General features: G+C 73.0%; 19 protein-coding genes and 1 riboswitch. Of the genes, 10 read left to right on the top strand and 9 right to left on the bottom strand.

Going from position 1 to position 24674, the window contains the following annotated elements:
- Positions 1 to 122 precede the first annotated feature (122 nt).
- Together DTB53_RS21585 and DTB53_RS21580 are read right to left on the bottom strand one after the other, a co-directional pair.
- Positions 123 to 878 carry a CbtA family protein gene (locus tag DTB53_RS21585; RefSeq protein ID WP_012377967.1) on the bottom strand — a complete coding sequence of 252 codons (756 nt, stop codon included), beginning with the start codon at positions 876 to 878 and terminating at the stop codon, positions 123 to 125.
- Between the two features lie 63 nt (positions 879 to 941).
- On the bottom strand, positions 942 to 1157 hold the full coding sequence (locus DTB53_RS21580) for a CbtB domain-containing protein (RefSeq protein WP_003964552.1): 216 nt from the start codon (positions 1155 to 1157) through the stop codon (positions 942 to 944).
- Between the two features lie 45 nt (positions 1158 to 1202).
- Positions 1203 to 1295, bottom strand: a riboswitch (adenosylcobalamin (AdoCbl) riboswitch).
- 126 nt (positions 1296 to 1421) lie between these two features.
- On the opposite strand from DTB53_RS21580, the gene DTB53_RS21575 reads away from it, so the two are divergent.
- The gene (locus tag DTB53_RS21575) at positions 1422 to 2012 is read left to right on the top strand and encodes a histidine phosphatase family protein (RefSeq protein ID WP_012377968.1); all 591 of its coding nucleotides are present in this window, start codon (positions 1422 to 1424) and stop codon (positions 2010 to 2012) included.
- 174 nt (positions 2013 to 2186) lie between these two features.
- Here the strand turns inward: DTB53_RS21575 and DTB53_RS21570 are convergent, their stop codons facing one another.
- The 3 genes from DTB53_RS21570 to DTB53_RS21560 all read right to left on the bottom strand — a co-directional run bounded on the left by DTB53_RS21570 (position 2187) and on the right by DTB53_RS21560 (position 6263).
- Complete coding sequence (locus DTB53_RS21570) at positions 2187 to 2912, bottom strand: 4'-phosphopantetheinyl transferase family protein (RefSeq protein WP_012377969.1); 726 nt, start codon at positions 2910 to 2912, stop codon at positions 2187 to 2189.
- On the bottom strand, positions 2909 to 3889 hold the full coding sequence (locus tag DTB53_RS21565; RefSeq protein ID WP_003964555.1) for a metallophosphoesterase family protein: 981 nt from the start codon (positions 3887 to 3889) through the stop codon (positions 2909 to 2911). Before DTB53_RS21565 ends, DTB53_RS21570 begins: the two co-directional genes overlap by 4 nt.
- Before the next feature lie 154 nt (positions 3890 to 4043).
- Positions 4044 to 6263, bottom strand: coding sequence for a phosphoinositide-specific phospholipase C-related protein (locus DTB53_RS21560; protein ID WP_012377970.1), 2220 nt, complete (start codon positions 6261 to 6263; stop codon positions 4044 to 4046).
- 95 nt (positions 6264 to 6358) lie between these two features.
- Between DTB53_RS21560 and DTB53_RS21555 the strand changes: the two genes are divergently transcribed.
- Positions 6359 to 7246 (top strand): glycosyltransferase family 2 protein, encoded by an 888-nt coding sequence (locus DTB53_RS21555; RefSeq protein WP_012377971.1) that lies wholly within the window; start codon positions 6359 to 6361, stop codon positions 7244 to 7246.
- Between the two features lie 16 nt (positions 7247 to 7262).
- On the opposite strand, the gene DTB53_RS21550 is transcribed toward DTB53_RS21555, so the two are convergent.
- Both DTB53_RS21550 and DTB53_RS21545 read right to left on the bottom strand, forming a co-directional pair.
- Entirely contained in the window at positions 7263 to 8459 is a 1197-nt protein-coding gene (locus DTB53_RS21550; protein ID WP_012377972.1) for an MraY family glycosyltransferase, read from the bottom strand.
- Positions 8460 to 9173: 714 nt separating this feature from the next.
- Complete coding sequence (locus tag DTB53_RS21545; protein WP_012377973.1) at positions 9174 to 10751, bottom strand: amidohydrolase; 1578 nt, start codon at positions 10749 to 10751, stop codon at positions 9174 to 9176.
- A 435-nt stretch (positions 10752 to 11186) separates the two neighbouring features.
- On the opposite strand from DTB53_RS21545, the gene DTB53_RS21540 reads away from it, so the two are divergent.
- Both DTB53_RS21540 and ddaH read left to right on the top strand, forming a co-directional pair.
- Positions 11187 to 11327 carry a hypothetical protein gene (locus DTB53_RS21540; RefSeq protein WP_370454211.1) on the top strand — a complete coding sequence of 47 codons (141 nt, stop codon included), beginning with the start codon at positions 11187 to 11189 and terminating at the stop codon, positions 11325 to 11327.
- Positions 11328 to 11344: 17 nt separating this feature from the next.
- Positions 11345 to 12157 carry a dimethylargininase gene (gene ddaH, locus DTB53_RS21535; protein WP_003964560.1) on the top strand — a complete coding sequence of 271 codons (813 nt, stop codon included), beginning with the start codon at positions 11345 to 11347 and terminating at the stop codon, positions 12155 to 12157.
- 109 nt (positions 12158 to 12266) lie between these two features.
- Here ddaH and DTB53_RS21530 read toward each other — a convergent pair whose 3' ends face one another.
- On the bottom strand, positions 12267 to 13238 hold the full coding sequence (locus DTB53_RS21530; protein ID WP_012377975.1) for an EamA family transporter: 972 nt from the start codon (positions 13236 to 13238) through the stop codon (positions 12267 to 12269).
- A gap of 197 nt (positions 13239 to 13435) precedes the next feature.
- Here DTB53_RS21530 and DTB53_RS21525 point away from each other — a divergent pair, with 197 nt between their 5' ends.
- The 6 genes from DTB53_RS21525 (at position 13436) to DTB53_RS21500 (ending at position 22512) form a co-directional block, all read left to right on the top strand.
- The gene (locus tag DTB53_RS21525) at positions 13436 to 14311 is read left to right on the top strand and encodes a LysR family transcriptional regulator (protein WP_012377976.1); all 876 of its coding nucleotides are present in this window, start codon (positions 13436 to 13438) and stop codon (positions 14309 to 14311) included.
- Between the two features lie 32 nt (positions 14312 to 14343).
- The gene (locus tag DTB53_RS21520; RefSeq protein ID WP_042495522.1) at positions 14344 to 15069 is read left to right on the top strand and encodes a 2-phosphosulfolactate phosphatase; all 726 of its coding nucleotides are present in this window, start codon (positions 14344 to 14346) and stop codon (positions 15067 to 15069) included.
- Between the two features lie 530 nt (positions 15070 to 15599).
- The gene (locus DTB53_RS21515) at positions 15600 to 15992 is read left to right on the top strand and encodes a CU044_2847 family protein (RefSeq protein WP_042495525.1); all 393 of its coding nucleotides are present in this window, start codon (positions 15600 to 15602) and stop codon (positions 15990 to 15992) included.
- Between the two features lies 1 nt (position 15993).
- Entirely contained in the window at positions 15994 to 18210 is a 2217-nt protein-coding gene (locus DTB53_RS21510) for a VMAP-C domain-containing protein (protein WP_012377979.1), read from the top strand.
- A gap of 73 nt (positions 18211 to 18283) precedes the next feature.
- Entirely contained in the window at positions 18284 to 19303 is a 1020-nt protein-coding gene (locus DTB53_RS21505) for an AAA family ATPase (RefSeq protein ID WP_012377980.1), read from the top strand.
- Entirely contained in the window at positions 19300 to 22512 is a 3213-nt protein-coding gene (locus DTB53_RS21500; RefSeq protein ID WP_012377981.1) for an SAV_2336 N-terminal domain-related protein, read from the top strand. Before DTB53_RS21505 ends, DTB53_RS21500 begins: the two co-directional genes overlap by 4 nt.
- Positions 22513 to 22676: 164 nt before the next feature.
- On the opposite strand, the gene htpG is transcribed toward DTB53_RS21500, so the two are convergent.
- Positions 22677 to 24593: a molecular chaperone HtpG gene (gene htpG / locus DTB53_RS21495; RefSeq protein ID WP_012377982.1), complete on the bottom strand. Its 1917-nt coding sequence runs from the start codon at positions 24591 to 24593 to the stop codon at positions 22677 to 22679.
- Positions 24594 to 24674: the final 81 nt, after the last annotated feature.

Raw genomic sequence — 24674 nt, 5'->3', positions numbered from 1 at the left:
TGGCCGACCGCTCGGTCCCGCCCGGGCATGAAGGAGCCCGCCGGAGGCTGCCCGGCGGGCTCCTTCACGTCCGTCCTCACGCGCGTACGCGTGCGCCCACGGGCGCACGCGTACGGTCGGGCTCAGTTCACCGCACTCGCGGCCCGGGGCGTCGCGACCCGGGCGGGCGGCGACAGGAGCCGTTCGGTGAGGTGCCCGAAGACGACGCCGAAGACGCTCCACAGCGTCACCTGTACCGCGAGCGTGGAGAGCCGGAACTCCCACAGCAGACCGGCCGGGAAGTCCTTGCCCACCTCGTCGAAGGAGGGCAGGAAGGCGTAGGCGAGACCGATCAGCAGGATGAAGCCGGCGGCGGACGCCACGGTCGCGTTCCAGTTGCCCAGGCGGGACGCGAGCCGCCTGCCGATGATGACGGCGGCGACGGCCAGCAGCACGCTGAGGGCGACCATCAGGAAGAACAGGGCGGTGCGCTCGCCGATGGTGTCGGGGTTGCCGACGGCGGGTGGATTCGCCGGGTACTTGAGGAACGGCACCACGTAGACCGTGAGCAGGGCGGCGCCCGCGATCAACGCCGCGGTGGCCCGGGGGCCGAAGCCGCCGATGCGGCCCAGCGCGTAGCAGAACACGAGGGCGGCGATCCCGCCCACGGCGACGCCGAAGACCAGTACACCGGTGGCGAGTCCGCCGGTGGCCTGCATGGTGCGGCTCACCAACTCCTCGCCGCCGCCGTGGTCGTGGCTGTGGGCCTCTTCGAGGGCGATGGCCGCGTCCACCTGGGACTCACCGAGGAAGTAGGCCACGGCGAGCGCGAACGCGCCCGCGATGAGGCCCGCGAGCATGCCGCGCACGAGCAGAGCTCTGACAGATATGGAGTTCACGATGGTTTCCTGATTTCCCTTGCTTCCCGTGTCCGCTGATTCCTGGCTGGTTGCGCAGGTGTCTCAGTGGCAGGGGAAGCCGAGCAGGTGGCGGCCGTCGTGAACCCACTCGTGGACGCCCTCGCCCGAGATGACCGCGGTGGCGCCCTGTTCGGCGCCGACGAAGTACAGCAGGACGAGCATGAGGATGCCGAAGAAGACCGCCCAGGGGGCAATGGCCTTCGCCGAGATCGGAGCGATCGTGGATGTCCCTGTTGCCGGAACGGCGGACTGCGCCATGGCAGAACCTCCTGTGGGAACACGCGTCCCTGTCGTGGTGCCTCGGACGAAGGTGCCGGGTCTGACTTCCCCGCGCGGGCGGGTTCACAGTGGCGCGACCGTGCCGGATTCCCACCGGACTTCCGTCGCACCCTCGTCATGGTCGACGTGACCATACCGCCTGCACGCAGGCACCGCCATGGTCCAATCTGCGGGGTCGCGGAGCACGGATCCCTTGGGGCGACGGGGCTCCGGGGCCCCTGATGCGGAAGTGAGGGCAGGGACATGACAGTACGGGTGATGTTGATCTCACCGGCGATGAACGCCGCGCTGCGGGAGGCCCGCTTCGACGGTGACGCTCCGCTGGACCGGTCCGGCCGGGAGCGCGCGCGGGCGGCGGCCGGCGCGGTGCCGGGAGCCGGACCCGCGCTCAGCGGCCCCTCCGAGCGGTGCCGCGAGACCGCCGAGGCGCTCGGGCTGGCGGCACGGACCGAGCCGGTGCTGGCGGGCTGGGATCTGGGGCGCTGGTCCGGCCGGCGCCTCGACGCTGTGACGGCCGCCGAACCCGCGCAGTTGACCGCGTGGCTCGGTGACCCCTCGGCCGCTCCGCACGGCGGCGAGTCGTTGCGGGACCTGGTCGGGAGGATCGGAGCGTGGCTGGACTCCCTCGGTGGACCGGGCGCGCCCGACGGGGACTGTCTGGCCGTGGCCGAGGCGGCGGTCGTCCGGGCGGCGGTCGTCCACGGTCTGCGGCTGCCGCCGGAGGCGTTCTGGCGGCTCGACGTCGCTCCGTTGACACTGACCGAGCTCAGCGGGCGGTCCGGCCGGTGGAACGCGGGGCTGGGCCGCCCGCTCACCGCCCCCGCATCCGGCTGAACGCCCCCGCGCGGCCCCCTCGCACCACCTGCCGGGTCTCTCCACGCGGTGCTCCCCGTGGCACACCGGACACCACCGCGCTCGGCCGGGTCCTGTCGTCACACTGCCGCCGACCCCGCAGGGCCGCCCTTCGGGCGACGACGGCAGTGTGACGACAGGACCCGGTACCGAGCCTCAGGCCTCCACGCTCTCCCGCCAGTCGGGCCGGACGTACGCGGCTGTGGCGACGATGCCGTCCTCGATCCGCCACCGCCCGTGCAAGGTCGTCGGCAGGGCGGGGTCCGTGAGGAGCAGGCGAGCGGTGAACGTCCCCTCGGCGCCGGTGGCTCCCCGCGGCCCGCCGTCGTCGCCACCCCGGCCTCCGTCCGACCGATGGAACGTCAGATCCGCCTCGGTGAAATCGAGTTCGAGCCCCGTGACCGGATACCAGGTCTTGAAGACGCTCTCCTTGGCGCTGAACAGGACGCGGTCCCAGTGGATGGCGCCCGGGCCTTCCGGCGCGGGCGGCCCGATCCGCGCGCGTTCGGCCGGCAGGGTCACCAACTCCCGTACGCCGGTGGGGAGCGGGGCGTGCGGTTCCGCGTCGATGCCGAGCGACAGCACGTTCTTGGCGTGGGCCAGTGCGGCCGCCCGGTACCCGTCGCAGTGGGTGAGGCTGCCGACGATTCCCTCGGGCCACAGCGGTCGCCCCCGGTGACCGTGGAGCACGGCCACGGGCGGCAGACCGAGTCCGGCCATGGCGCGGCGGGCGCAGGCGCGGGCCGTCGCGAAGTCGTTCCTGCGTTTGGCCACGCTCTTGGCGACCAGTGCCTCCTCCTCCGGGAAGAGGGTTCCGTCGGGGACGGTCTGTGCGCGGGTGGCCGCGCAGGAGACGTCGGCGGGCAGCAGTCGCTCGATCACGAGGAGCCTCCGGGGGTGCGCCGCTGTGCGGACGGTCGGGCGCCGGTGCGGGCCGGTTGAGCGGGCTGCCCCTCGTAGGGGAGGATCTGCCGGAGCAGGCCTCGCGGGTGTCCCCTCTCGCGCCACTCCCTGGGGTAGCCGATGGAGACCTCCTCGAAGCGCACCCCGTCGTACCAGGTCGTACGGGGGATGTGGAGGTGGCCGTAGACGACCGCGGTGACGTTGAAGCGGCGGTGCCAGTCGGCGGTCAGTTCGGTGCCGCACCACTGGGCGAACTCCGGGTACCACATGACCGACGTGGGTTCCCTGACGAGCGGCCAGTGCCCGGCGAGGACGAGAGGTATCTCGGGGTCGTGCTCCGCGAGCCGGCGTCCGGTCGCGGCGACCCGGGCCCGGCACCAGTCGTCCCGGGTCGGATAGGGATCCGGGTGCAGGAGGTATTCGTCGTTGCAGACGATGCCCGCCTCGTGCGCGACGGCCAGCGACTCCTCCTTCGTGTGCGTTCCCGGGGCGCGGAAGGTGTAGTCGTACAGCAGGAAGAGGGGTGCGATCGCCACGGGTCCGTCCGGGCCCGGCCAGAGCGGGAACGGGTCTTCCGGAGTCGTCACTCCGAGGCCCCGGCACAGCTCGACGAGGTGCTCGTAGCGGGCCTGACCGCGCAGTTGGACCGGATCCTTGGCCAGGGTCCACAGTTCGTGGTTGCCAGGGGTCCAGATCACGTGGGCGAAGCGCTCCGCGAGGAGCCCGAGCGTCCACCGGATGTCTTCGGGCGTCTCCGCGACGTCCCCGGCGACGATCAGCCAGTCCGCGTCGGACGTCGGGTGCAGGGACTCGACGATGGCGCGGTTGTCGGTCACCGCGGCGTGCAGGTCGCTCACGGCCAGCAGACGGCCCGCGCGCTGCTGTCGGCTCCCGTCGCCGGGGGCGGGAGCGGCGGCGGGGGCACCGTGCGGTGCGGGGTCGCTCGGAGGCGTCATGGGCGCTGTCTTCCCGATCTGTCGGCAGTGGTCCGGCTCCGTCCGCACGGTGGGGAGCCGCTGGGAACGTAGCCTCTCACGCCCCCCTGACGGTTCCCCCGGGGTTTCGGATGACGGGCACGTCGGGCGAGGTCCCGCAGTCGCTGATGTGGTGTCAATCACGTTCTGATCGGGTGGAGTTCAGTTCGTTCACCGCGCCGAGCGCGTCGCCGACCGTCGTGTAGTCGACGGCGATGAAGGTGACCGGACTGCCGCGTTCCGCCTCGCAGGCGCGGGTCCGTTCGAGGACCCAGTCGCGGGCGTTGACGCGGCCGGCGTCCAGGCGGCTGCCGCCCGCGTTCGTGATGAAGTGGTTCAGCAGGAAAAGCTGTTTCCCGGTGCCGCCCCGGTGGGGTTCGCACGTCATCTCGGAGGGGCTGCGGAAGGCGAACGGGGTCTCCATTCCGTACCGGTAGAAGTTGCGGTACCAGGGCGCAGGGCCGTCGGCCTTCTCGGCGAACACCACCAGTCGCCGGCCGCTGTCGATCATCTCGCCCAGGGTGGGCCACGGGGCGTCGGGATCCGCCGCGGGGGTGTGCAGCAGGTCCTCCAGGCCGGCGGTGCGGAACGCCTCCTCGGTGTCCTCGGGGCTGATGTCGTCCTGGACGATGAGGGTCACGATCTCGGTGGGGTGGGAGCGCAGCCAGTCGCCGATGTCCTCCAGGGCCGGGACCAGTTCGACGGCCCCGGCGCGGCAGACGCCGTGGCAGAGCCACAGGCCCTCGCGCGGCGGGTTGGCCAGGTCGATGGCGCCGGTGATCAGGCGCCGCTGCTCGGGGGTGAACTCGGGGGAGTCGAGGCGCCCGGCGATGTCCTGGGGGCTCTCCCAGCGGTACGTGTCGAGTTGGAGGGCCCGGACCCCCGTGTCGAGCTGGGTGGTGATGTCGGGGTCCTGGAGGGGGCCGATGAACCGGTCGGCGGTGGTGGACATGGCGTTGTGCGCGGTGAGGTAGGCGGCTTCGTCGTAGCGCAGTTCGCACAGGCGGCTGCTGCCCAGGCACTGGCGGGGTGCGGACGGGCCGAACACGGGCGGCGCGAGCAGGACGCCGGCCAGTGCGGCACAGGCCACGCCGGCCGCCGTCGTCCGCACCGCTGTCGGGGTCGGGGTGGGCATCCGTCCCGGGCGCACCAGGAGCGCCCAGCCGGCGCCCGTGAGGAGCACGCCGCCGACGAGGGCCGTGAGGGCGGCGCTCAGCCCGGTGGCGACCACCTGGTTCACGGCGTTGCGCTGGAGGTCGTCGACGAGCGCGGCGACGCTCGGGGCCCAGGAGGAGGGGACGGCGAGGAGGCGTCCTCCGGTGATCAGCCGGGCCAGGAGAACGGCCGCGGCGGTCAGGCCCCCCGCGCAGGCGAGCGCCTGCCCCAGGCGCATCAGCCGGCGGGCGGGGGCGGCGGGACCGGTGAACCAGAGCGTCGCGAGCGCGGCCAGGGCGACGGTGAGGGCGAGGACCTGGAGCAGGGTCAGGAGCCGGATGGTGTCACGGGCCCGTTCCAGGGCCGTGACGTCCGCCCCGGCGGCGGTCAGGGTGCCGGTGAGGTCCCACGTACCGCCCTGGAGGATGGTACGGAGGCCGGCGGCGGCCGTCCGCGATCCGTCCGAGAGCGCGGCGGCCGCGGTGGCCGCCAGCGCGGTGGACACGTCCCCCTCCCCCAGGGCCACCTCGATCTCGGGGCGCAGCGCCGCCCGCTCGCGCTCCGGAACCGTCGTGAGGAGGGCGTCGGCGGCGCGGTCGGCCTGGTCCTCGGTGAGCGGCAGCGTGGGCAGGTTCGGCGCCCGGCCCTGCTTGAGCGCGTCGAGCGCTGTCGCGAGGTCGGCGGTGAAGCGGTCGAAGTCCGGCTGGTCGCTCCCCTGGATACCGGCCACCAGGTCGCCGAAGTAGACGCGTGCGAGGTCGGCGAGGTTCTCCAGCACCGGGGCCAGGTCGACGGTCAGCCGGAGTTCGTCGCGGTCGCCGCGCAGATAGCCGGTCACCGCCTCGATCTGCTGGTCGGTGAGGGCCCGGACCGTGGCGGGCGGCAGGACGACCTTGATGTTCGACGTCACCAGCGCCTCGGGGACAGGCAGGTGGGCGAGCAGGTCGCGGGTGACGGGCGAGATCTCCGGGTCGACGAGCACTTCGCCGTAGAGCCGGTCGTAGGCCGATTCCTCGTCCAGCACCGCCTGGTAGAAGCCTGGCGAGGCGACCGTGGACCGGACGGTCGCGGTCAGGGCGACCGTCGTCACGCACAGGACGGCCAGCAGGAAGGCGAGCACCGGCACGGCACGGCGGGACCGGCGCGGGGACAGGGGTCCCCGGGTCGGCCCGAACGGGTTCCCGGTCGGTTCGGCACTCACCCGCCCAGCCTAAGCGGAATATCAGCTTTTCTGCATGAATGATGAGATTCAGGAGCTGAGGAGCCCGCTGTGCACTCCGTAGCCGAGGAGCCGCTGTGCACTCCGTTCACCTGGCCGTGCTGATGACGAGTCACGACCGCCGCGCGCGAACGCTGTCCGCGCTGCGCGCCCTGGAGGAGCAGCGCGGCCTCCCCGCCGGGACGACGCTCGGGGTGCATCTCGTGGACACCGGCAGCACCGACGGTACGCCGGAGGCGGTCCGCCTGCGGCATCCGGCGGTGGAGGTCATGTCGGTGGACGCCGACACGCCCCCCAACCTGGCGTTGCGCATCGCGAGCCGGAACAGCCGCAGCGGCGGCGGGGGCGGGGGCCCGCTCGGCGGCGCGCCCGGCGGGCCGACCCACCCCTGGACGCATCAGCTCTGGCTCGACGACGGGGTCGAACTCCTCCCGGACGCCCTCGCGAACCTGCTGCGGACGGCCGGGGCGGCCGGGCCCCGGGCCGTCGTCGTCGGCGCGGTGCGCAACGCGTACGGGGACACGGTGTACTCCGGCCGACGGGGACGTTCCCTGGCCCTCGTCGAGCCCGGCGAACACCGGCCCGAGCCCTGCGACACGTACGACGGGCGCGTGGTCCTGGTGCCCCGTGCCGTGTACGACCGCGTCGGGGACCCCGACAAGGCCTTCCGCCACCGGCTGGGCGACTACGACCACGGCCGCCGGGCTCGGCGGGCGGGGGTGAGCGCGCTGGTCGCCCCGGGGCACGCGGGCGAGTGCGGGGGCGGACCGGGCGCTCCCGGATCCCGGGAGCCGGGGATCGGCGTCCGGGAGGCGCTGCGCCGCGTGACCTCCGCGCAGGAGCTGCCGCTCCGCCCGTGGTGGGTGTACTGCCTGCGGCACACCTGGCCGTGGGCCCCGTATCTGATGCTCGCCCCGTACGCCCGCGCGGCGGCCCGCGCCTCGCTCGGCAGGCTGCGGGGGTGATCGCGGCCGGGTGCGGTCAGCTTCGCTCGGCGGCGACCGCGGCGGACCGGCCGGTGGGCGGGGGCGGCACGGTGGGGTGCCGCGCGGCGGTCCCGGTCCCGGCGGAGGGCGCGCCCTTCCCGGGAGCCGGACCCGTGGCACCCGGCGCGGAGGCGGCGACGGGGATCGCGGCGCCGGTGGTGGTCGCCGCGGTGCGCCGGGCGGCGGTACGGGTCGGGGTCGCGCGGGGCGGCCCGTAGGCCGGGATCCTCAGCAGGGCGTACGCGGCGGCCACCGTCCCGGCCGTGGGCAGGAGGAGGAACGCGGGGTGCAGCAGTGCCGCGTACACCAGGGTCCCGGTGGTGACGGGCACGGCCGCCCACAGGCCCAGGAGGACCGCCGCGCCGGGCACGGTGACGCGGACCCGGCGCAGGCGCTGCGCGATGTGGTCGTCCGTGTCGCGCAGCGGGGAGCGCCCCGCGCGGCGGCGGGAGATCAGGACCAGGGCGGTGTCGGCGAGGGCGACCGTCGCCAGGGCCGGCAGCGCGGCCCAGGCGGCGCGGCCCGACGGGGCGGCTGCCTGGATCAGCGCGCCGGAGGCGGCCAGGGCGAATCCGGTGAACTGCGCACCGCAGGCGCCGAGCCGGAGGCGGGCCGGGTGCCAGGTGTGGAGCAGGAAGGCCGCCAGGCCCGCCACCAGGGTCGCCGGGAGCACGGCGAGGGCCGGGCTCCCGCCGACGGCGGCGCAGGCGAGCAGCCCGGCGGCGGTGACCAGCCCGACGGTGGTCAGCAGTCCGTCGGCGTGGTCGAGCAGGGCGAACGCGTTGGTGACGAGGACGATCCAGAGCACGGCCAGGACGCCCGCGGCCGGTGACAGTCCGGCGAGGCAGACGACGAGGATCGCGGCGGCCGTCTGGACGGGGACGCGGAGGGCGGCCCGGAACGGCTTCAGGTCGTGGACGAGCCCCAGGGCGGCGACGGTCCCGGCCCCGGCGAGCAGTCCCGCGAGGGACCCCTCGGAACCGTCCGCCGCGCCGAGCCACAGGGCCCCGCCTGCCGCCGCCCCGACGCCGAGCACGGCCGTCGCTCCGCCCGTTCTGCGCAACGCCTCGGACCGTGGCGCGCGTCCGCCCGGGGTGCGGGCGCGGAGCGCCGCCCGGCGGGCGACCTTGGCGAGTGCGACCGTGATGAACAGCGCGGCCACACCGGAGGCGATGATCCCCAGCACGTTCACCTGCCCTGCCTTTCCTCGTTCATGACCTCCGGCGCGGGACTGCGGGCGGCCGGTGGAACGGCGGCCGCCCGGTCCCGGGCCGGTTGCGGGTCGGGGGACACGGGACGCCACTCGGGTGGCGTTTCTCCCCAACCTACGGTCCAATGTCCGCATTCAACCTAAATAACACGAAAAGAGCGACGCATTGTTCTGCCGCTGATCGCCACCCGAGCCGCCTGCGGAGCTGCCACCGAGCCGTCCGCCGACGGTCGAGAGGAGTGGTGCCGACCGCCCGGAAGCACTCAAAAGAGACCAGTGCAAAGGGAGATGGAGGTGGTGACGAACGGATGGGCCGTCAGCGCCCGGGCCCGGCACCCGGCGTCGCGCCCGGCTGCCGCGCGCTACCGGCGAGCCGGGCAGTGACCGGCGGCCGGGGCGGTGGGCCGATCGGGGTGCGGGCCCGGGTTCTCGGCGCGTCCGCGCCGGCAGGGGCGGCGCACCGACCGCGCCGGAGCCCGTCCGCGTCGACCCCGTGGAGGAGAGCGAAGCGGACGGGACTCGCGGCGAGGGCATCCACTCGGCGCCCCGGCTCCGCGGTCCGGCGCGGGTGGGGGCGCCAGGGGGTCGCGGACGGCCCGACGGGTTCTCGCGGGACACGACGGCCACGCACCCGGCGGCCGACCCCGCTCCCACCCCGTCCGCCCGGGTCGCGCGACATGGGCGCCGGGCGTGGCGTCAGCCCGCGAGGCGGGCGTCCCGGCCGTCCACGAAGGTCCCGACGATCTCGATGTCCCCGATCCGCGAGGGGTCCACGCGGTGCGGGTCGTCGCCCAGCACCACCAGGTCGGCGCGCAGCCCCGGGGCGAGGGCGCCCGCCGACCCCTCCCAGCGGCAGGCGTGGGCGCCGGCGACCGTGTAGGCCCGCAGCGCTTCGTCGACGGTGACGGCCTCGTCCGGGCCGACGAGGCGGCCCGACACGGAGGCACGTTCGACCATGAACTGGATCGCCCGCAGCGGTGAACCGTCCGTGACGGGGCGGTCCGAGCTGCCGACGAGGGAGATCCCGTGGTCCAGGAAGCCCCGGCCCCGGTACAGCCAGCCGGCCCGCCCCTCCCCCATCACCGTCGCGTAGTCGTCGCCGAAGTAGCGCAGGAAGCTGGGCTGGACCACGGCACTCACACCCAGCTCGGCGAAGCGGGGCAGCTGGTCCGGGCGGATCAGCCCGGCGTGCTCGATGCGGTGGCGCGCGTCCGGGCGGGGGCGCAGCTTCTGGGCCCGCTCCAGGGCGTCCAGGGCGAGGTCGGCGGCGCGGTCGCCGATGGCGTGCACGGCGAGCTGCCAGCCCGCGAGGTGGCCGTCGACGATGAGGTCGGCGAGAAGACCGGGATCGTCCTGGAAGCGGCCGACATTGTCGGTCGTGCCCTCGTACGGTGAGGTCAGCGCCGCCGTGCGCGCCATCATCCCGCCGTCGGTGTAGATCTTCAGGGCGCCCAGCGACAGCCAGTCGTCGCCGAACCCGGTGCGCAGGCCGAGGTCCAGAGCCCGGGGAAAACCGTCGTCGGCGTGGGTGGCGCGGGGGCGCAGGGTGTCGCCGGAGGCCATGACCTGGATCCGCAGGGGCAGTCGACCGCTGTCCCGGAGCAGCTGGTAGGCGCCCAGTTCGACGGGGCTGTGGCCGAGCAGCCCGCCGCCTATCCCCGCCTCGGCGCAGGCCGTGATCCCCTCGTCGAGGCAGCCGCGGGCGGCGAGCTCGATCGCGTCGGCCAGTTCTTCCTGGGAGTAGGGCAGCCGCAGCCGACGGGCGGTGGTCATGGCGCTCTCGGCGAGGAAGCCGTCCTCGTGCGGCGTTCCGTCGGGCAGGAGGTCCAGCACGGCGGTGTTGACGACGCACGCGTGGCCGGAGTCGTGCATCAGGAGGATCTTGCGGCCGTGACTGACCCGGTCCAGTTCGGCGGCGGTGAGATGCCGGCCCAGGGCCCGCTGGTCGTACCCGGCGACGTCCACCCAGGCGCCGGAAGGGGCCGGCCGCCGGGCCGCCGCGTCGATCACGGCGAGGATGTCCTCGACCCGCTCGCACGGGGCGACGCTCGGCGTACCGGCCTTCAATCCGGCCCAGGCCAGGTGGACATGGCTGTCGATGAAGCCGGGCAGCACGGTGGCGCCGTCCAGGTCGACGACCTCACGGGCGGGCAGGGAGGTCACGGCCTCGTCCACGCCGACGACCCGGCCCCGCCAGATTCCCAGGTCGTGGGCGACGGGGTGCCGGGGGTCCATCGTGAGGATGCGCGCGTTCGTCAGTCGCGTACAGAGCATGGGCAGTCCGTCCGTCGGGGTTCGATGTGCGGTGCCGGCGCGGGGTTCCTCGGTGTCGTACGACGGTGGGGCATCGCCGCCGAGAGGTCCCGGCCGTCCGCCGGAATGTACTGCCGGGGCGCGGCGGGCACCATCGGCCCTCCGGGCGGGGCAGCGGCCGGGCAGGTGCGAGCAGAGGGCAGGCGGGGGCCGAGCATGGGCGCGCCCCGACGCATTCGACCTTCAACGCCTGCTTTGGCAAAGGGGTTTGCGGACAGCCGTCACACCGGGCGACGCAACTGACCCGACAGAGAAGCACCGTTGCTTTCTTAGGCAAGCCTTGCTTTACTTGTGCGCCGGTTGATCGTTCTCCCGAGAAGCAACGGATCCGTCTCGCACCCGAGGGCGCCGCGGCGGCACCCGGACCGCTTCTTCCCGCACGAGGGCGACCACGTCGTGATCGCCACCGGAGCCGAAGCCCGCTCCGGCCGCGACCACGGCCCGGCGATCACGCGCGTACGGACCGCGGACGGTCACCAGCCGCCCGGGACCGAGCACTTCACCTCGATGGGCGGCCGTCCCACCGGCCGCCCCTGACGATCGGGACCCCACTCATGCGTACCGCACGTGCCCGGCACTACCTCATGTGCCGGCCCACCTACTTCGACGTGGTCTACTCCATCAACCCGTGGATGGACCCGACGAAGCCCGTCGACACTCCGCTGGCCATCGCCCAGTGGGAGCGGCTGCGCGAGGTCTACCTGAACCTCGGGCACACCGTCGACACGATAGACCCCGTCCCCGGCCTCCCCGACATGGTCTTCGCGGCCAACGGTGCCACCGTCGTCGACGGGCGGGCCCTCGTGGCCCGGTTCCGCGACGCCGAGCGCATCGCCGAGGGTCCGGCCTACCACGACTGGCTGCGCGACAACGGATACCCGCAGCCGCGCACGGCCGCGTTCGTCAACGAGGGGGAGGGCGACTATCTGCTGGCCGGCGAGTGGCTGCTGGCGGGCACCGGGTTCCGCAGCGATCCCCGCTCCCACGACGAGGCGCAGGAGTTCTTCGGACGCCCGGTGATCGGTCTGACCCTCGTCGACCCCGACTACTACCACCTGGACACCGCCCTCACCGTGCTCGACGGGACGACGATCGCCTACTACCCGGCGGCCTTCTCCCCCGGCAGCCTGGCCGTACTGCGGCGACTCTTCCCGGACGCCCTCCTCGCCTCCGCGGCCGACGCCGCCGTGTTCGGGCTGAACGCGACATCGGACGGGTACAACGTGGTTCTGCCGCAGAACGCGACGGACCTGGCGGGGCAGCTGCGCGAGCGCGGATTCCACCCGGTCGGCGTGGACCTGTCGGAACTCCTCAAGGCGGGCGGCAGCGTGAAGTGCTGCACCCTGGAGCTGCGCCGGGGCGTCTGAGCGGACGGCCTCCCCACCGGTCCCCGTGGGGAGGCCACCGGGACGTCGGTACCGTGGCGCCCATCGACCGCCGAGCCGAGGACCTTCCCTCCCCGGCCGCTGCGCGCGGTCAAGGCCGTGTACGCCCGCCGGGCCGGCCGCCCTCGCGAACGGTCTCTCCGGACCGGGCCGGGTGTGGTTCGTGGAGGTTCCGCCGGGCCGGTTCCGGCCCGGCGGCCGGGACCGGGGGCGGGCGCTGGCCGAGCACGACCGCACCGAGGATCACGGCCATGCCGACGAGCTGGAGGACGGACAGCGTCTCGCCCCTGACCAGGTAGCCCAGCAGGGTCGCCACGACCGGACTGCCCAGCGCCAGGAAGGAGACGGCGACGGCGGGCAGGCGCTCGATGCCCCGGAACCAGACGAAGTAGCTCAGGACCGCGCCCAGCGTGATGAGGTGGGCGAACCCGAGGACGTTGGATCCGGTGAGGCTGTCCGGGAGCCCTTCCAGCGACAGCCAGAACGGCAGCAGGACCAGGCCGCCCGCCGTGAGTTGCCACCCGGTGAAAGTGAGCAGGCCGACGCCTTCCGGCCGGCCCCACCGTTTGGTCAGGGTGATGCCCAGGCCCATGCACAGCGCACCGCCGACGGCCGCGAGGACACCGAGGGCGTCGAGCGGTGCCGCACCCCTGAGCACGAGCAGCGCCACTCCCCCGGCGCCCATGACGCAGGCCAGGGCGTGCAGGGCTCTGATCCTTTCACCGAGGAAGAGGGCGGCGAGGACCACGACGAACATGGGCTGGGCCGACATGATCACGGCGGCGATACCGCCCGGCAGCCGATAGGCGGCGAGGAAGAGAAGAAAGTTGAAGGCGCCGATGTTCAGCACGCCCAGGACCGGCGCCCGCCACCACCAGACGCCGGCGGGGAGCCGACGGCCGAGGGCCAGCAGGACCAGGCCACCGGGCAGGGCCCGGACGGTGGTCGCCAGGAGTGGCCGGTCCGGTGGCAACAGCTCGGTGGCGACCAGGTAGGTGCTGCCCCAGACCGCCGGAGCGAGACCGGTCAGGGCGGCTGTGCGTATGTTCGGTCTGCTCGTCATCTCGCCTCGGGGTCGCGGGGGGGGCGGGCGGTGGCTCCGCTCTCGGGCGCGCCCGAGGAGCCCCGGCCGCGTGTCCGACCGACGGGCCGGGCCCGGGAGGCTCCTGCCGTGTGCGGTCGCCATCAGTCTCGGGCCGGAGTCATCCATGAGTCCAACACATGCTTGTCACCCGATGCATCTCGATTCACGATGGATCCATGGAGCTCCAGCAGATGCGGTACGTGATCGCCGTGGCCGAGACGAACAACTTCACGCGGGCCGCCCAGCGCTGCCTGGTGGTCCAGTCCGCGCTCAGCCACCAGATCGCGCGCCTGGAGAAGGAGTTGGGCGCCCGACTCTTCGAACGAACCAGCCGCAGGGTCCGGTTGACCCCGGCCGGCGCGGCGTTCCTGCCCGCGGCGCGCCAGTGCCTGGACGCTGCGGAAAGGGCCGCGGCCGAAGTGGCGGCGGCGGTCGGGGAGGTGCGCGGGCGTCTCAGGGTGGGTCTGATCCCCACCGTCGCGGCCGTGGACCTCCCCGCCGTCCTCAAGGACTTCCACCGGCGCCACCCCGAGGCCCGGGTCAGCCTCGGCGTGGGGGCCAGTGAGGATCTCGTCGAGCAGGTCAGGAAGGGCGAGACCGAGGTGGCCTTCCTCGGCATCCCGGTCACGGCCCGGCCCCGGGGTGTCCGGGCCCGGGAGCTGGCCAGGGAACGGCTCATCGCCGTGGTCTCCCCGGACCACCCGCTCGCCGGGGAGTCCGCGGTCGACCTTCGCCGACTCTCCTCGGAGGTGTTCGTGGACCTCCCGGCGAAGACCGCGGGCCGCGCCCAGTCCGATCTGGCGTTCGCCGCCGCGGGTCTCACCCGGGAGGTGGCCTTCGAGGTGACGAACGCCGACTACCTGGCCCGGTTGGTCGCCGCCGGCCTGGGTGTGGCCCTGCTGCCCCCCTCGTACGTCGCCGGCCTCGCCGGAGTGACCACGATCGAGGTCACCGACGCACCGGCCCGCGTGGAGTACGTGATCTGGGGCCGCGAGAACCCGACCCCGGCGGCAGCGGCCTTCCTCGAGCTCCTGGGGGTCGACGCGGAGTGACGACGGGACAGCCCTTGGGCGATCATGGTCGGATGGAAGCTCGATTCCTCGGCATCGCCGAGCTGGCCGAAACCCCGTCCGTGGCGGTGGTGGTCGACGTCATGCGGGCGTTCACGGTGGCCGCCTGGGCCTTCGGCCGAGGCGCGGAGAAGATCGTCCTGGCCGAGTCGCCGGACGACGTCCTGGCCCTCAAGGCAGGCAATCCAGGTTGGGTGGCCCTCAAGGACGGTCCGCCCGCACCCGGCTTCGACGCCGTCAACTCACCCGGTCTGCTGCGCTCCCTCGACCTCCGTGGACGGACCGTCGTGCAGAAGACCACGGCGGGGACGGTCGGCGCCCTCGCGGTCAAGGAGGCGTCGCTGGTCCTGTGCGCCGGCTTCGTGGTGGCGGGCGCGACCGCTCGGCTCCTGCGTCAACAGGGTTGTGACGCCGTCACGTTCGTGGTCACCGGCGAGGAGGGACGCGCCGAGGAAGACCTGGCGTGCGCTCAGTACATCGCGCGAAGGGCCGACGGGAGCGCAGGGGACGCGACCGCTTTCCTGCGCCGTGCCGCCGGGTCGCGTGCCGCCGCCGAACTGACCGAGGGCGTACGGCTCGGGTCCCATCCGGACGATGTCGCGCTCTGCCTCGAACTCGACCGGTTCCCCTTCGCCATGGTCGCGGCGGTCGAGGAGGCGTCGATGGTCCTCCGCCCGCGCGCCGTGCCCGCACCCGCGCCCGTGCCCGTGCCCGTGCCGGGCGATGAGACGTCGCCCTGACAAGGACCGGCCGGCGTCGACGACGTTCACGACCGGTGCGGTTGGGCCCGCCGGCCCCGGCGTGATCTCACCGGTCGGCCTTCGACGGCGGCCCCGATCACGTCGCGGATACGCCGGACGGGTCCCCCACCACGGCCGGCCGGGCCCGTCGGCTTCCCCGGTCCGACGCGGCGCCCCGGCGGTTCAGCGGAACGAACGGCAGCCGGCCGCCTTTCGGGCCCCGAGGACGACGGCGCCGAGGGCGATGACCGCAGTGCCGGAGAGCACCGCGTCCGGAGGGCAGCGAGAAGCCGGGCACCGCGCAACCGGTCAGGCCGACGGCGGGGACGAGGCGGTGGGGCCGCCCTTCTTCTCGGGCCGCTCACCGCCGGTGCGGATGCGCGCATCGTCGACTTCCGCCGGCTCCGGTGACGATGGCGTGCGGCCGGCCCGCCGGGGACCGGCCCTCCTGCGCGGACCTAACCACCCAGCAGTCCCGAACTTGTGACATCCGACCCGGCGGGTCCCTCGATTCATGCACAATGCGAGGCATGCCGGAATACCTTGAACTCGACCTCGGCGGAGCCGCGTTACGCGTGGAGCTGGCTGCCGTCGGGGAACCAGCGCCGCTCCCCGCCTCGACGGCCGCCCCGGACGACGTCGACCTTCCCGACGGCTTCGGAACGGCCACCCCCGTGGCCAGGGGACGACGCGCCGCAGAGGTGGCGCAGGACGTGCTGAAGTCCGCTCTCAGCCCTCTCGGTCCGCTCCTCGAGGAGGTTCACGCAGCGGTCACCGGCACCGCGCATCCGCCCCAGGAACTCACGGTCGAGTTCGGTGTCCAGATCGGCCAGGACCTCAAGCTCGGGATCGTGGGGGTGAACGGCCAGGCGACCATGACGGTGAGTGCCAGCTGGCAGAACAAGGGACCCGGCGAGGCCTAGGATGGGCTGGTTCAGCCGCCGTTCAGCGCCCGGCTCCCACACCGCACTGCTGCGCACGAGTGACTCCAGGGCCGCGGGCGGCGCGGTCCTTCTCTCCACCCGTCGCATCCTCACCTGCGCCCACGTCGTCAACGACGCCCTGGGTCGCGCCCTGCTGAGCACCGAACACCCCGAGCACGGCGGGGCGTTCGCCGTCTCCTTCCGGGGCGCCGATGCGGCGGCCGGTGTGGGGACCGGCCGTGTCTCGCTGTGGCTGCCGCCCCAGCAGCGGGCCGGCAGCCCCGTGTGGGGTGGTGACCTGGCGGTGCTGGATCTCGACGAACCCGCCCCCGACTGGACCAGGCCCGTCGTCTGGCAGGACATGCTGGAGGGCATGGAGCTGCGGGCCTGGCACGGCGGCGGCGCCGCGATCACCTACGCGAACACCGTCGCGGGCCTCCAGCACGACGGCTGCTGCTACTTGGACGGGTCCCTGTCCGGGGCCGCGATCGGCCCCGGATACAGCGGTGGTCCCCTGTGGGTCAGATCCGATGCCACGGTCGCCGGGCTCGCCGTCGCGCAGGTGATGTCGGACGGGCCTGCCCTCAAGGCCCAGGACACCGTGCGTCGGGGCTGGGCCGTGCCCTGGCAGACCATACGGGAGGAGATGACGCGGGCGGGGGCCGGTGACGTCGTCGCGGAGTGCCAGGTGGTGCGGCGGGGCCGCGCCACGGGCCCCGCCGAGACCTCCGTACAGGCGATGGCGCCCCTGTTGCGCACCCTGCTGGACGACCCGGTGCGGCGGACCGACCACTGCCGCGACCTCTCGTTCGCCCTGGAGTGTGACGTACCGACGGGCGGGGCACAGGCGCCCACCCTCGACGAGGTGGCGACCGTCCTGCTCACGGAGGACCGGGCGCTCGCCACGCTGTCCGAGTCGCTGGCCCCGGCCGTCGAGCACGACCCTCCCCGGCGCCGCGCGCTGAGCGCCCTGCTGGCACTGGGCCGCGTCGAGGACCATGTCCGGCTGCTCTCCTTCGCCGAACACCGTCAACTCGTCGGATTCCTGCAGACGAGCGTCCGGACCGACCCCGGTCTGATCGCCCGCGCCGCCCGTGAGGCCCTCCGGTTCATGAACCTGCCGATCGTGCTCTCACAGGCCTCCCGGCCCACGGTGGCAGACGTCGACGCGATCATCCTCGACCTGGAGGACTACCCCGACGGCGGTCTCACGACCGCCCAGTCCGTCCCGGTTCCCGCACTGCTCAGACTGACCGAGTTCGCCGCCGCGGCCACCGCCGACACCACGCATCGCGCCCGTCTGCGCGCGTGGTGCGACCGTGTCGCCGACCGACTGGACATCAGCCCCCCGGCCCTGGCGGAACGGCGGGCCGACGCCGAGACGTGGGCCGCCCACCGGCCGTCGCCCGTCACCCGCGTCGGCACCCGCCTCACCCCGGCGGACGGCGAACCGGCCGGCCGCTTCCGCTGCGAGATCTGGCTCTGGCACAGGGACGGCACACGCGTGGGCGTCACCACCCCCAAGGCCTTCCTGACGCCCGAGGAGATCGGCAGGCTGCTGCGCCGCACCGCGGAAGGCAGCCGCGCGGCGGGCGAGCCGGCCCCCACCCAGGTGGACGTGGTCGTCGGCCCGGCCCATCTCGAGATCGACGTCGACGGCTGGGAGACGGGCAGCGAACTGGCGGACGGCCTCCCCGAACTCTCCGGGCTCAGGGACGTCCTCCCCGATGTCAGCGGTCTCAGCGTGGCCCTGGGCAGTCGCTACCAAGTCGCCCTCCGGTGCCCCGATTTCACCGTCAGGACCGCTGATGAGGTCCAGCGCCGCTGGGCTGCCGACACACCGCATTCGCTGGTGGTCGGCGACCCTTCCGTCGACATCCAGCACCTGTACGAACTGCTGAGCACCACCCACCGCGACACCGTCCGGGTCGTCCTGCACGGCCCGCCGCAGCAGCGGAGCCGTCTGCTGCCGGTCTGCCTGGCGATGGGCGTGCCCGTCGTCCTGTGGGACCGGGCGGCCACGTCGCACGACGACGCCCCCCGGCTCGACCACCTCGATCCGACCGGCCCGCTGGACAAGCTCCCGCAGCGGCTGCAGAACCTCCGTTCCGCCATCTACGGAGCGGAGGCGGGTCTGTCGACCGCGAGACCGGCCCTCGTATGGCACGACACCGAGCTGTCGCTGCCCGAGCCCCTGCAGTTCGCGGACCCGGCATGACGCGCCGGCACCGTGCCCCCTCGCACCTCACCGGCGTCCCCCCGCATCTCCACGACAAGAAGGCAGACACACGATGACGGCCCAGGCACCTCAAGGGCACCACGGAGCGGCCGACAGCCGGCAGGACTCCGACTGGCGACTGTTCAAGGGCAACGGCCGGGCCCGCCAGGTCTCCTTCCCCGAGGCACCGCCGTGGAGGCGCTTCGGGGACAAGGAGGCCCGCTCCCGGCGGACCCGGCCCTACCTGATCGGCCCGCAGGAGGCCGATGTCGTCAACGCCGCCCTGCTCCTGCGCAGGCCACTGCTGGTCACCGGGCACCCGGGGACGGGCAAGTCCTCCCTCGCACACGCCCTCGCCCATGAGCTGTCCCTGGGCCACGTCCTGCACTGGCCGGTCAACAGCCGCACCACCCTCCAGGACGCGCTCTACCGCTACGACGCGATCGGCCGCCTCCGCGAAACGAACAGACGCCGCAACGCACGGGACGACGAGAACGCGCCGCAGGAAGATCCCGGCATCGGCTCCTACGTACGTCTCGGTCCTCTCGGCACGGCGCTGGTGCCGTCGGCTTCGCCACGGGTCCTCCTCGTGGACGAGCTGGACAAGGGCGACGTCGACCTGCCGAACGACCTGCTCAACGTCTTCGAGGAGGGCGAGTTCGAGATCCCGGAGCTGGCACGGCTCACCGAGGAGCAGTCCGCCGTGAGCGTCATGACGGCCGACTCCGACGTCTGGACGGACGTCGTCCGCGGGCGTATCCGCTGCACCGAGTTCCCCGTGGTCATCATCACGAGCAACGGCGAACGCGACTTTCCCCCCGCCTTCCTGCGCCGCTGCGTGCGTCTGGACCTTCCGGAACCGGACGAGGAGCGGCTGCGCGCCATCATCTCCGCCCACCTGGACCCGGACGGCGAGGAAGGCGGTACTGACGGGTTCGACGACCTGATGCGCGCGTTCCTCGCCCGCAGGGCCCGCGGTGAACTGGCCACGGACCAGCTGCTCAACGCCGTCTTCCTGCGCCGCGGAGGTGTCGAACTGGACGCCGAGGGTTTGCTGGACGCCGTACTGCACCGCCTCGGCAGAACCCTGTGACCGGCCGCCCCGAGCTCGGGCGGATCCGCAGGGCCCTGGCGGCGGACGGGGAGCCGCTCGACGCCGAGGAACTCCTCGACGTCCTCTGGCTGGCCGCACGGCTGCCCCCGTCCGCCGCCACGGCCCTCGCGCGCGCCGCGGCCCTCGCCGAACCACCGGCCGTGGATCCCGCCCACCGGGACGCCGACGGGTCCACCCCGTTCGCTCCCCCGTCGCCGGGGCACGACGCACCGGACCTGGCGACGGCGGACACCGAGCCCGGCCCCGTCCTTCGGCCGGCGGGGGAGACCGGCCTGCACGCCGCGCCTCTCGTGCGGCAGCCCCCCGCCCGTTCCGACCGACCGGCGATGGCCGTACGGGCTCCCGGTGTCAAGGCGCTCGGGGGCGCGGAGCTCCGCCTGGGACGGGCCCTGCGTCCCTTGAAACAGATGCGCCCCGACTTCCTGCGCAGCGAACTCGACATCAACGCGACGGTCACGGCCATGGCGGAGACGGGGCTCCCGGAAGCCGTGCTCCGCCCGGCGACGACGCGATGGCTCGACCTCACCGTCCTCGTCGACGACGGCGTCTCGATGCTCCTCTGGCAGGGGCTCGCCGGTGAACTCCGACGGCTGCTGGAACGCTGCGGCGCCTTCCGGCAGGTGCGCGTCCACGGCCTGGGCACCCGCGGCCCCACCGGCCCTCGGCTGCGCAGCCGCCCCTACGGGGCCTCCGCGGCGACGCTGCCCCTGTCCGCGGTGCTCGACCCGGCCGGCAACACGCTGCTGCTCGTCGTGAGTGACGGCGTCGGCAGGTCCTGGCGGGACGGTTCCATGCACGAGGCGCTGCTGCGCGCCGCGTCGGCCGGGCCCACGGCGGTGGTGCACACGCTGCCCCGGCGGCTGTGGGCCGGGACGGGCATCGGCGCACGGTCGTGGCGGGTGACGGCTCGGCGGCGCGGCGCGGCCAACCGGTCCTGGCACATCGAGGACCCGTTGCTGCCCCCCGAACTCGCCCCCTTCGACGGGGTTCCCGTCCCGGTGCTCGCCACCGACGGCGACGTCATCGGCACGTGGGCCCAGCTGATCGGCTCCCCGGGGGAGACCGCGGTACTGCCGCTGCTCACCCCGCCGCCGGGCACGGTCACCGCTCCGCCACCGCCCGGTTCGCCGCGTCGCGACCGTACGGTCGGCGCGCGGGAAGCCGTGTCGCGCTTCCGTGACTCCGCGTCCACGGACGCCTATCGCCTCGCCGCGCACCTGGCCTCCGTCGCACCGCTTCCCGTACCGGTCATGCGGATCGTCCAGCACGCGGTGGCTCCGGCCGTCGACACGTCCCACCTGGTGGAGGTGTTTCTCGGCGGACTCATGCACAGTGCCGACGAGGTGGAACGGCCGCCCCACCAGCGGGCGTTCGACTTCACGGAGGAGACCCGGCAGATTCTGCTCGGTACCGTGCCGCCCGCCGAACTGATGCGCACCACGCGGAGGGTGACGGCCCACCTCAGCGAGCTCGGCGGCTCTCCGGCCGACTTCCCGGCCTGGCTGCCGCACCCGGGGGGCGAGGACCGGGTGTCCGCCGACTCACGAAAGCCGTTCGGCTGGGTGGGCGAGACCCTCCTGCGCCGGCTCGGGGTCTCGCCGCCTGACGTGTCCGAGTACGAGACTCCGCTGTCCCCGGACGACGAACTGCGGCCGCTGCCGCCCGGGCCGACGCTCGCCCTGCACACGACGCGGTGGCGCCGGCTCACGGTCTCGGACCAGCGGTTCGAGGGCAGGTGGGCCCTGCCCTACGACGTCTTCGCCGAGTACGGACCGGTCGAGAGCGGTGTCTTCCTCGCCCACGACGGGGAGGGGCGCCTGCTGGTCATCCGGAGACCGGGCGACGAGCCGGACGCGCACGCCCTGATAGCGACGGAAGTGCTCGCACTTCAGCGTATGAACGGCTCCTGCTCACCGCTTCTGATGGCATGGGAGCCCGACCACGAGCGACCGTGGCACGCCGTCCTGTGCGCCCTGGACGATCCGACGCAACCCGCACCCGACCTGCACGACTTCACCGTTCAGCACGGGCTTCTGCACCATGCGGGCCTGCTCACGGTCGCCCGTCAGCTCGCGACAGGTCTGGCCCGGGCCCACGAGCTGGGTCTGGTCCATGGGGCCCTGACGTCCGGCAGGGTGCTGATAGCGGGGCGCGACGCGCAGATCCTGGGGTGGTTGACCGCCTCGGTGGACGGTATGGACAGTCGGTACTGGTCCGTCCACCGCCAGCACCCGCGATACCGGGCCCCGGAACTGAACGACGCCACGGAGGGGCCGACCCGGGAGGCCGACGTCTACGCTCTCGGGTGCGTCCTCGTGGAGGCCGCGGTCGGCCAGGGCTACCACGGGAGCCCGTCCGACGCGCTGGAGGCGGCCAGAGAGGCGCTGGAACCCGCCTTCATCGGCATCCTCCGAGCCTGCCTCCATGACGACCCCGCCCGCAGACCCCCCGCACTCCAGCTGCGCCGGGCTCTCGATTCCCTGGCGGGTCAGGAGACCGATCCGTTCACGGTCGCCCTCGGTTTCGACGCCGATCTGGACTCCGTACGGCTCGACCTGCGCGGCGAACCCGGCGGTGGCGACGGCCCCCATCTGCTGTGCCAGGGACGTCCGGCGCAGGTCCGCAGGGACCTGTTGCTGGGTGTGCTGGAGCAGATCTCGCGTCAGGCGGGCAGGGGGGTGGCGTTCGTCCTCGCCGACTTCGACCACCGCAGCGGGTTCGACCGGTTCGCGCGGCGTCCGGGCGACGTCTCCTTCCTCGGCCTCCGCCAGGGTGGGACGGACGTGCTGGCGTTGGGGGATCTGCTGCGGAGGGAGTTGAGGCGCCGCGAGGCCCCGGATGCCCGCGGGGCCTACGGACAGGACCGCCCGCCTCTTCTGGTCGTGGCCATGGACGACTTCCCCCGGGTCCACCGCCTGGCACCCGAACTGCACACCGTCCTGCGCGAGGTGGCCAGGGCCGGCGGGCGGCTCGACATCCATCTGATCATGTCCGCCGATCACATGGACCTGGTGGCCACCGACAACGCCTTCGTCAGCCGTTGTGCCCGCGTCGACCTGCTGAGCCGGACCGCCGAGGACGGATCTCTGGCGCTGGACGGGGCCGTACTCCACATCCACTCCGAAGTGGGACCTGTGTACTTCACCACGGGGCACGAGTCGGCCGTCGCGGCGGATCGGCACAGGTGAGCGGCGGCCGCTGCCCGGGGGACGCGTGACGTGCGCGGGGAGCGGCGGGGAGGACCCGCGCCGGTCCCGTACCCGGCGCGCTGGAACCCCGGGGCCGTCTGTGCCGGGGCACCGTACGGTGCCCCGGCACAGACGGCCGAATCCGGACGGGCCGCGCCCCGCCGTTACAGGGTGCGGGCCAGGCGGTCGGCGAGCAGCCGGGTGAAGCGGGCCGGGTCGGGCAGGTCGCCTCCTTCGGCGAGCAGTGCGCTGCCGTAGACCAGCTCGGCGACCTCCTTGAGCGCGGGGTCGTCGACGTCCGCGTCGTGTGCGGTGCGCAGGGCGGTGACCAGCGGGTGCGAGGGGTTGAGTTCCAGGATCCGCTTGACGGTGGGAATCTCCTGGCCCATCGCCCGGTACATCTTCTCCAGGGTCGGCGTCACATCGTGGGCGTCGCCGACGATGCAGGCTGCCGAGGTGGTGAGACGCGATGACAGGCGGACCTCCTTGACCTGTTCGGACAGCGCGGTGGTCAGCCAGGGCAGCAGGGCGGCGAAGTCCTTCTCGCGTTGGGCCTTGGCCGCGTCGTCCTCCTTCTCGCCGTCGGTGGACTCGCCGAGATCGACCTGGCCCTTGGCGATGGACTGCAGGGTGTGACCGTCGAAGGCCGGAACCCGGTCGACCCAGACCTCGTCGACGGGGTCGGTGAGGATCAGGACCTCGTAGCCCTTCGCCGCGACGGCTTCCATGTGCGGGGAGTTCTCCACCATCGCGCGGCTCTCGCCGGTCAGGTAGTAGATGGTGTCCTGGCCGTCCTTCATGCGCTCGACGTACTCGCGCAGCGTGGTGGTCCGGTCGGGGTCGTGGGTGGAGGCCGCCGACACCAGCTGCAGCAGGGTCTCGGTGTTGTCCGTGTCCTCGACCAGGCCTTCCTTCAGGGCCCGGCCGAACTGCTCCCACACCTTCGCGTACCGTTCGGCGTCCTTGGACTGCATGTCCTTGAGGGCGCCGAGGACCTTCTTGACCAGCCGCCGGCGCACACCGTGAATCTGGCGGTCGTGCTGGAGGATCTCGCGCGAGACGTTCAGCGACAGGTCGTGGGCGTCCACGACACCCTTGACGAAGCGCAGGTAGTTGGGCATGAGCGCTTCGCAGTCGTCCATGATGAACACCCGCTTGACGTACAGCTGCACCCCGGGCTTGGTCTCGCGGGAGAACAGGTCGAAGGGCGCCTGCGAGGGGATGAACAGCAGCGCCTCGTACTCGAAGGTGCCTTCGGCGCGCATGTGGATCGTCTCGGCCGGGGGCAGCCAGTCGTGGCTGATCTGCTGGTAGAACTCGTGGTACTCCTCCTCGCTCACCTCGGTGCGGGGCCGGGCCCAGAGCGCCTTCATCGAGTTGAGCGTGTCGGTCTCCCGGGTGGTCGCGCCGTCGGCGGCGGTGCGCTCGGTGGCCATGCGGATGGGCCAGCGGATGAAGTCCGAGTACTGCTTGACGATCTGGCGGATCTTCGACTCCGACAGGTAGTCGGCGCGTCCGTCCTCGCTGTCGACGGGCTTCAGGTGCAGGGTGACCGAGGTGCCCACGGGCAGTCCGTCCTCGGACTGGATGGCGTAGGTGCCCTCGCCGTCGGACTCCCACCGGGTGCCGGTGTCGGTGCCGGCCCGCCGGGTGAGCAGGGTGACCTGGTCGGCGACCATGAAGGCCGAGTAGAAGCCGACGCCGAACTGACCGATCAGATTCTCGGCGGTGGCGGCGTCCTTGGACTCCTTGATCTTCTCCAGCAGGCCGGCGGTGCCGGACTTGGCGATCGTGCCGATCAGCTCCACCAGGTCCTCGCGGGTCATGCCGATCCCGTTGTCGCGGACGGTCAAGGTGCGGGCTTCGGGGTCGACTTCCAACGCGATGTGCGGGTCCGCCGATTCGGTCTCCAGGCTGGAGTCGGTCAGCGATTCCAGCCGCAGCTTGTCCAGGGCGTCGGAGGCGTTGGAGATCAGCTCGCGCAGGAAGATGTCCTTGTTCGAGTAGATCGAGTGGATCACCAACCGGAGCAACTGGCGGGTCTCCGCCTGGAATTCCAGCGTCTCGACACTGCCGCTCATGTGGATCTCTTTCTGTGGGGACGTCATGAATGTGCACTCGGATCAGAGCCGGGCGGGAGTCCGTCGACCGTCACCGGCGTG

The organism is Streptomyces griseus, from assembly GCF_900460065.1.
GTDB classification, from domain to species: Bacteria; Actinomycetota; Actinomycetes; order Streptomycetales; family Streptomycetaceae; genus Streptomyces; species Streptomyces griseus.
This window is presented reverse-complemented; position numbering and strand designations above follow the sequence as displayed.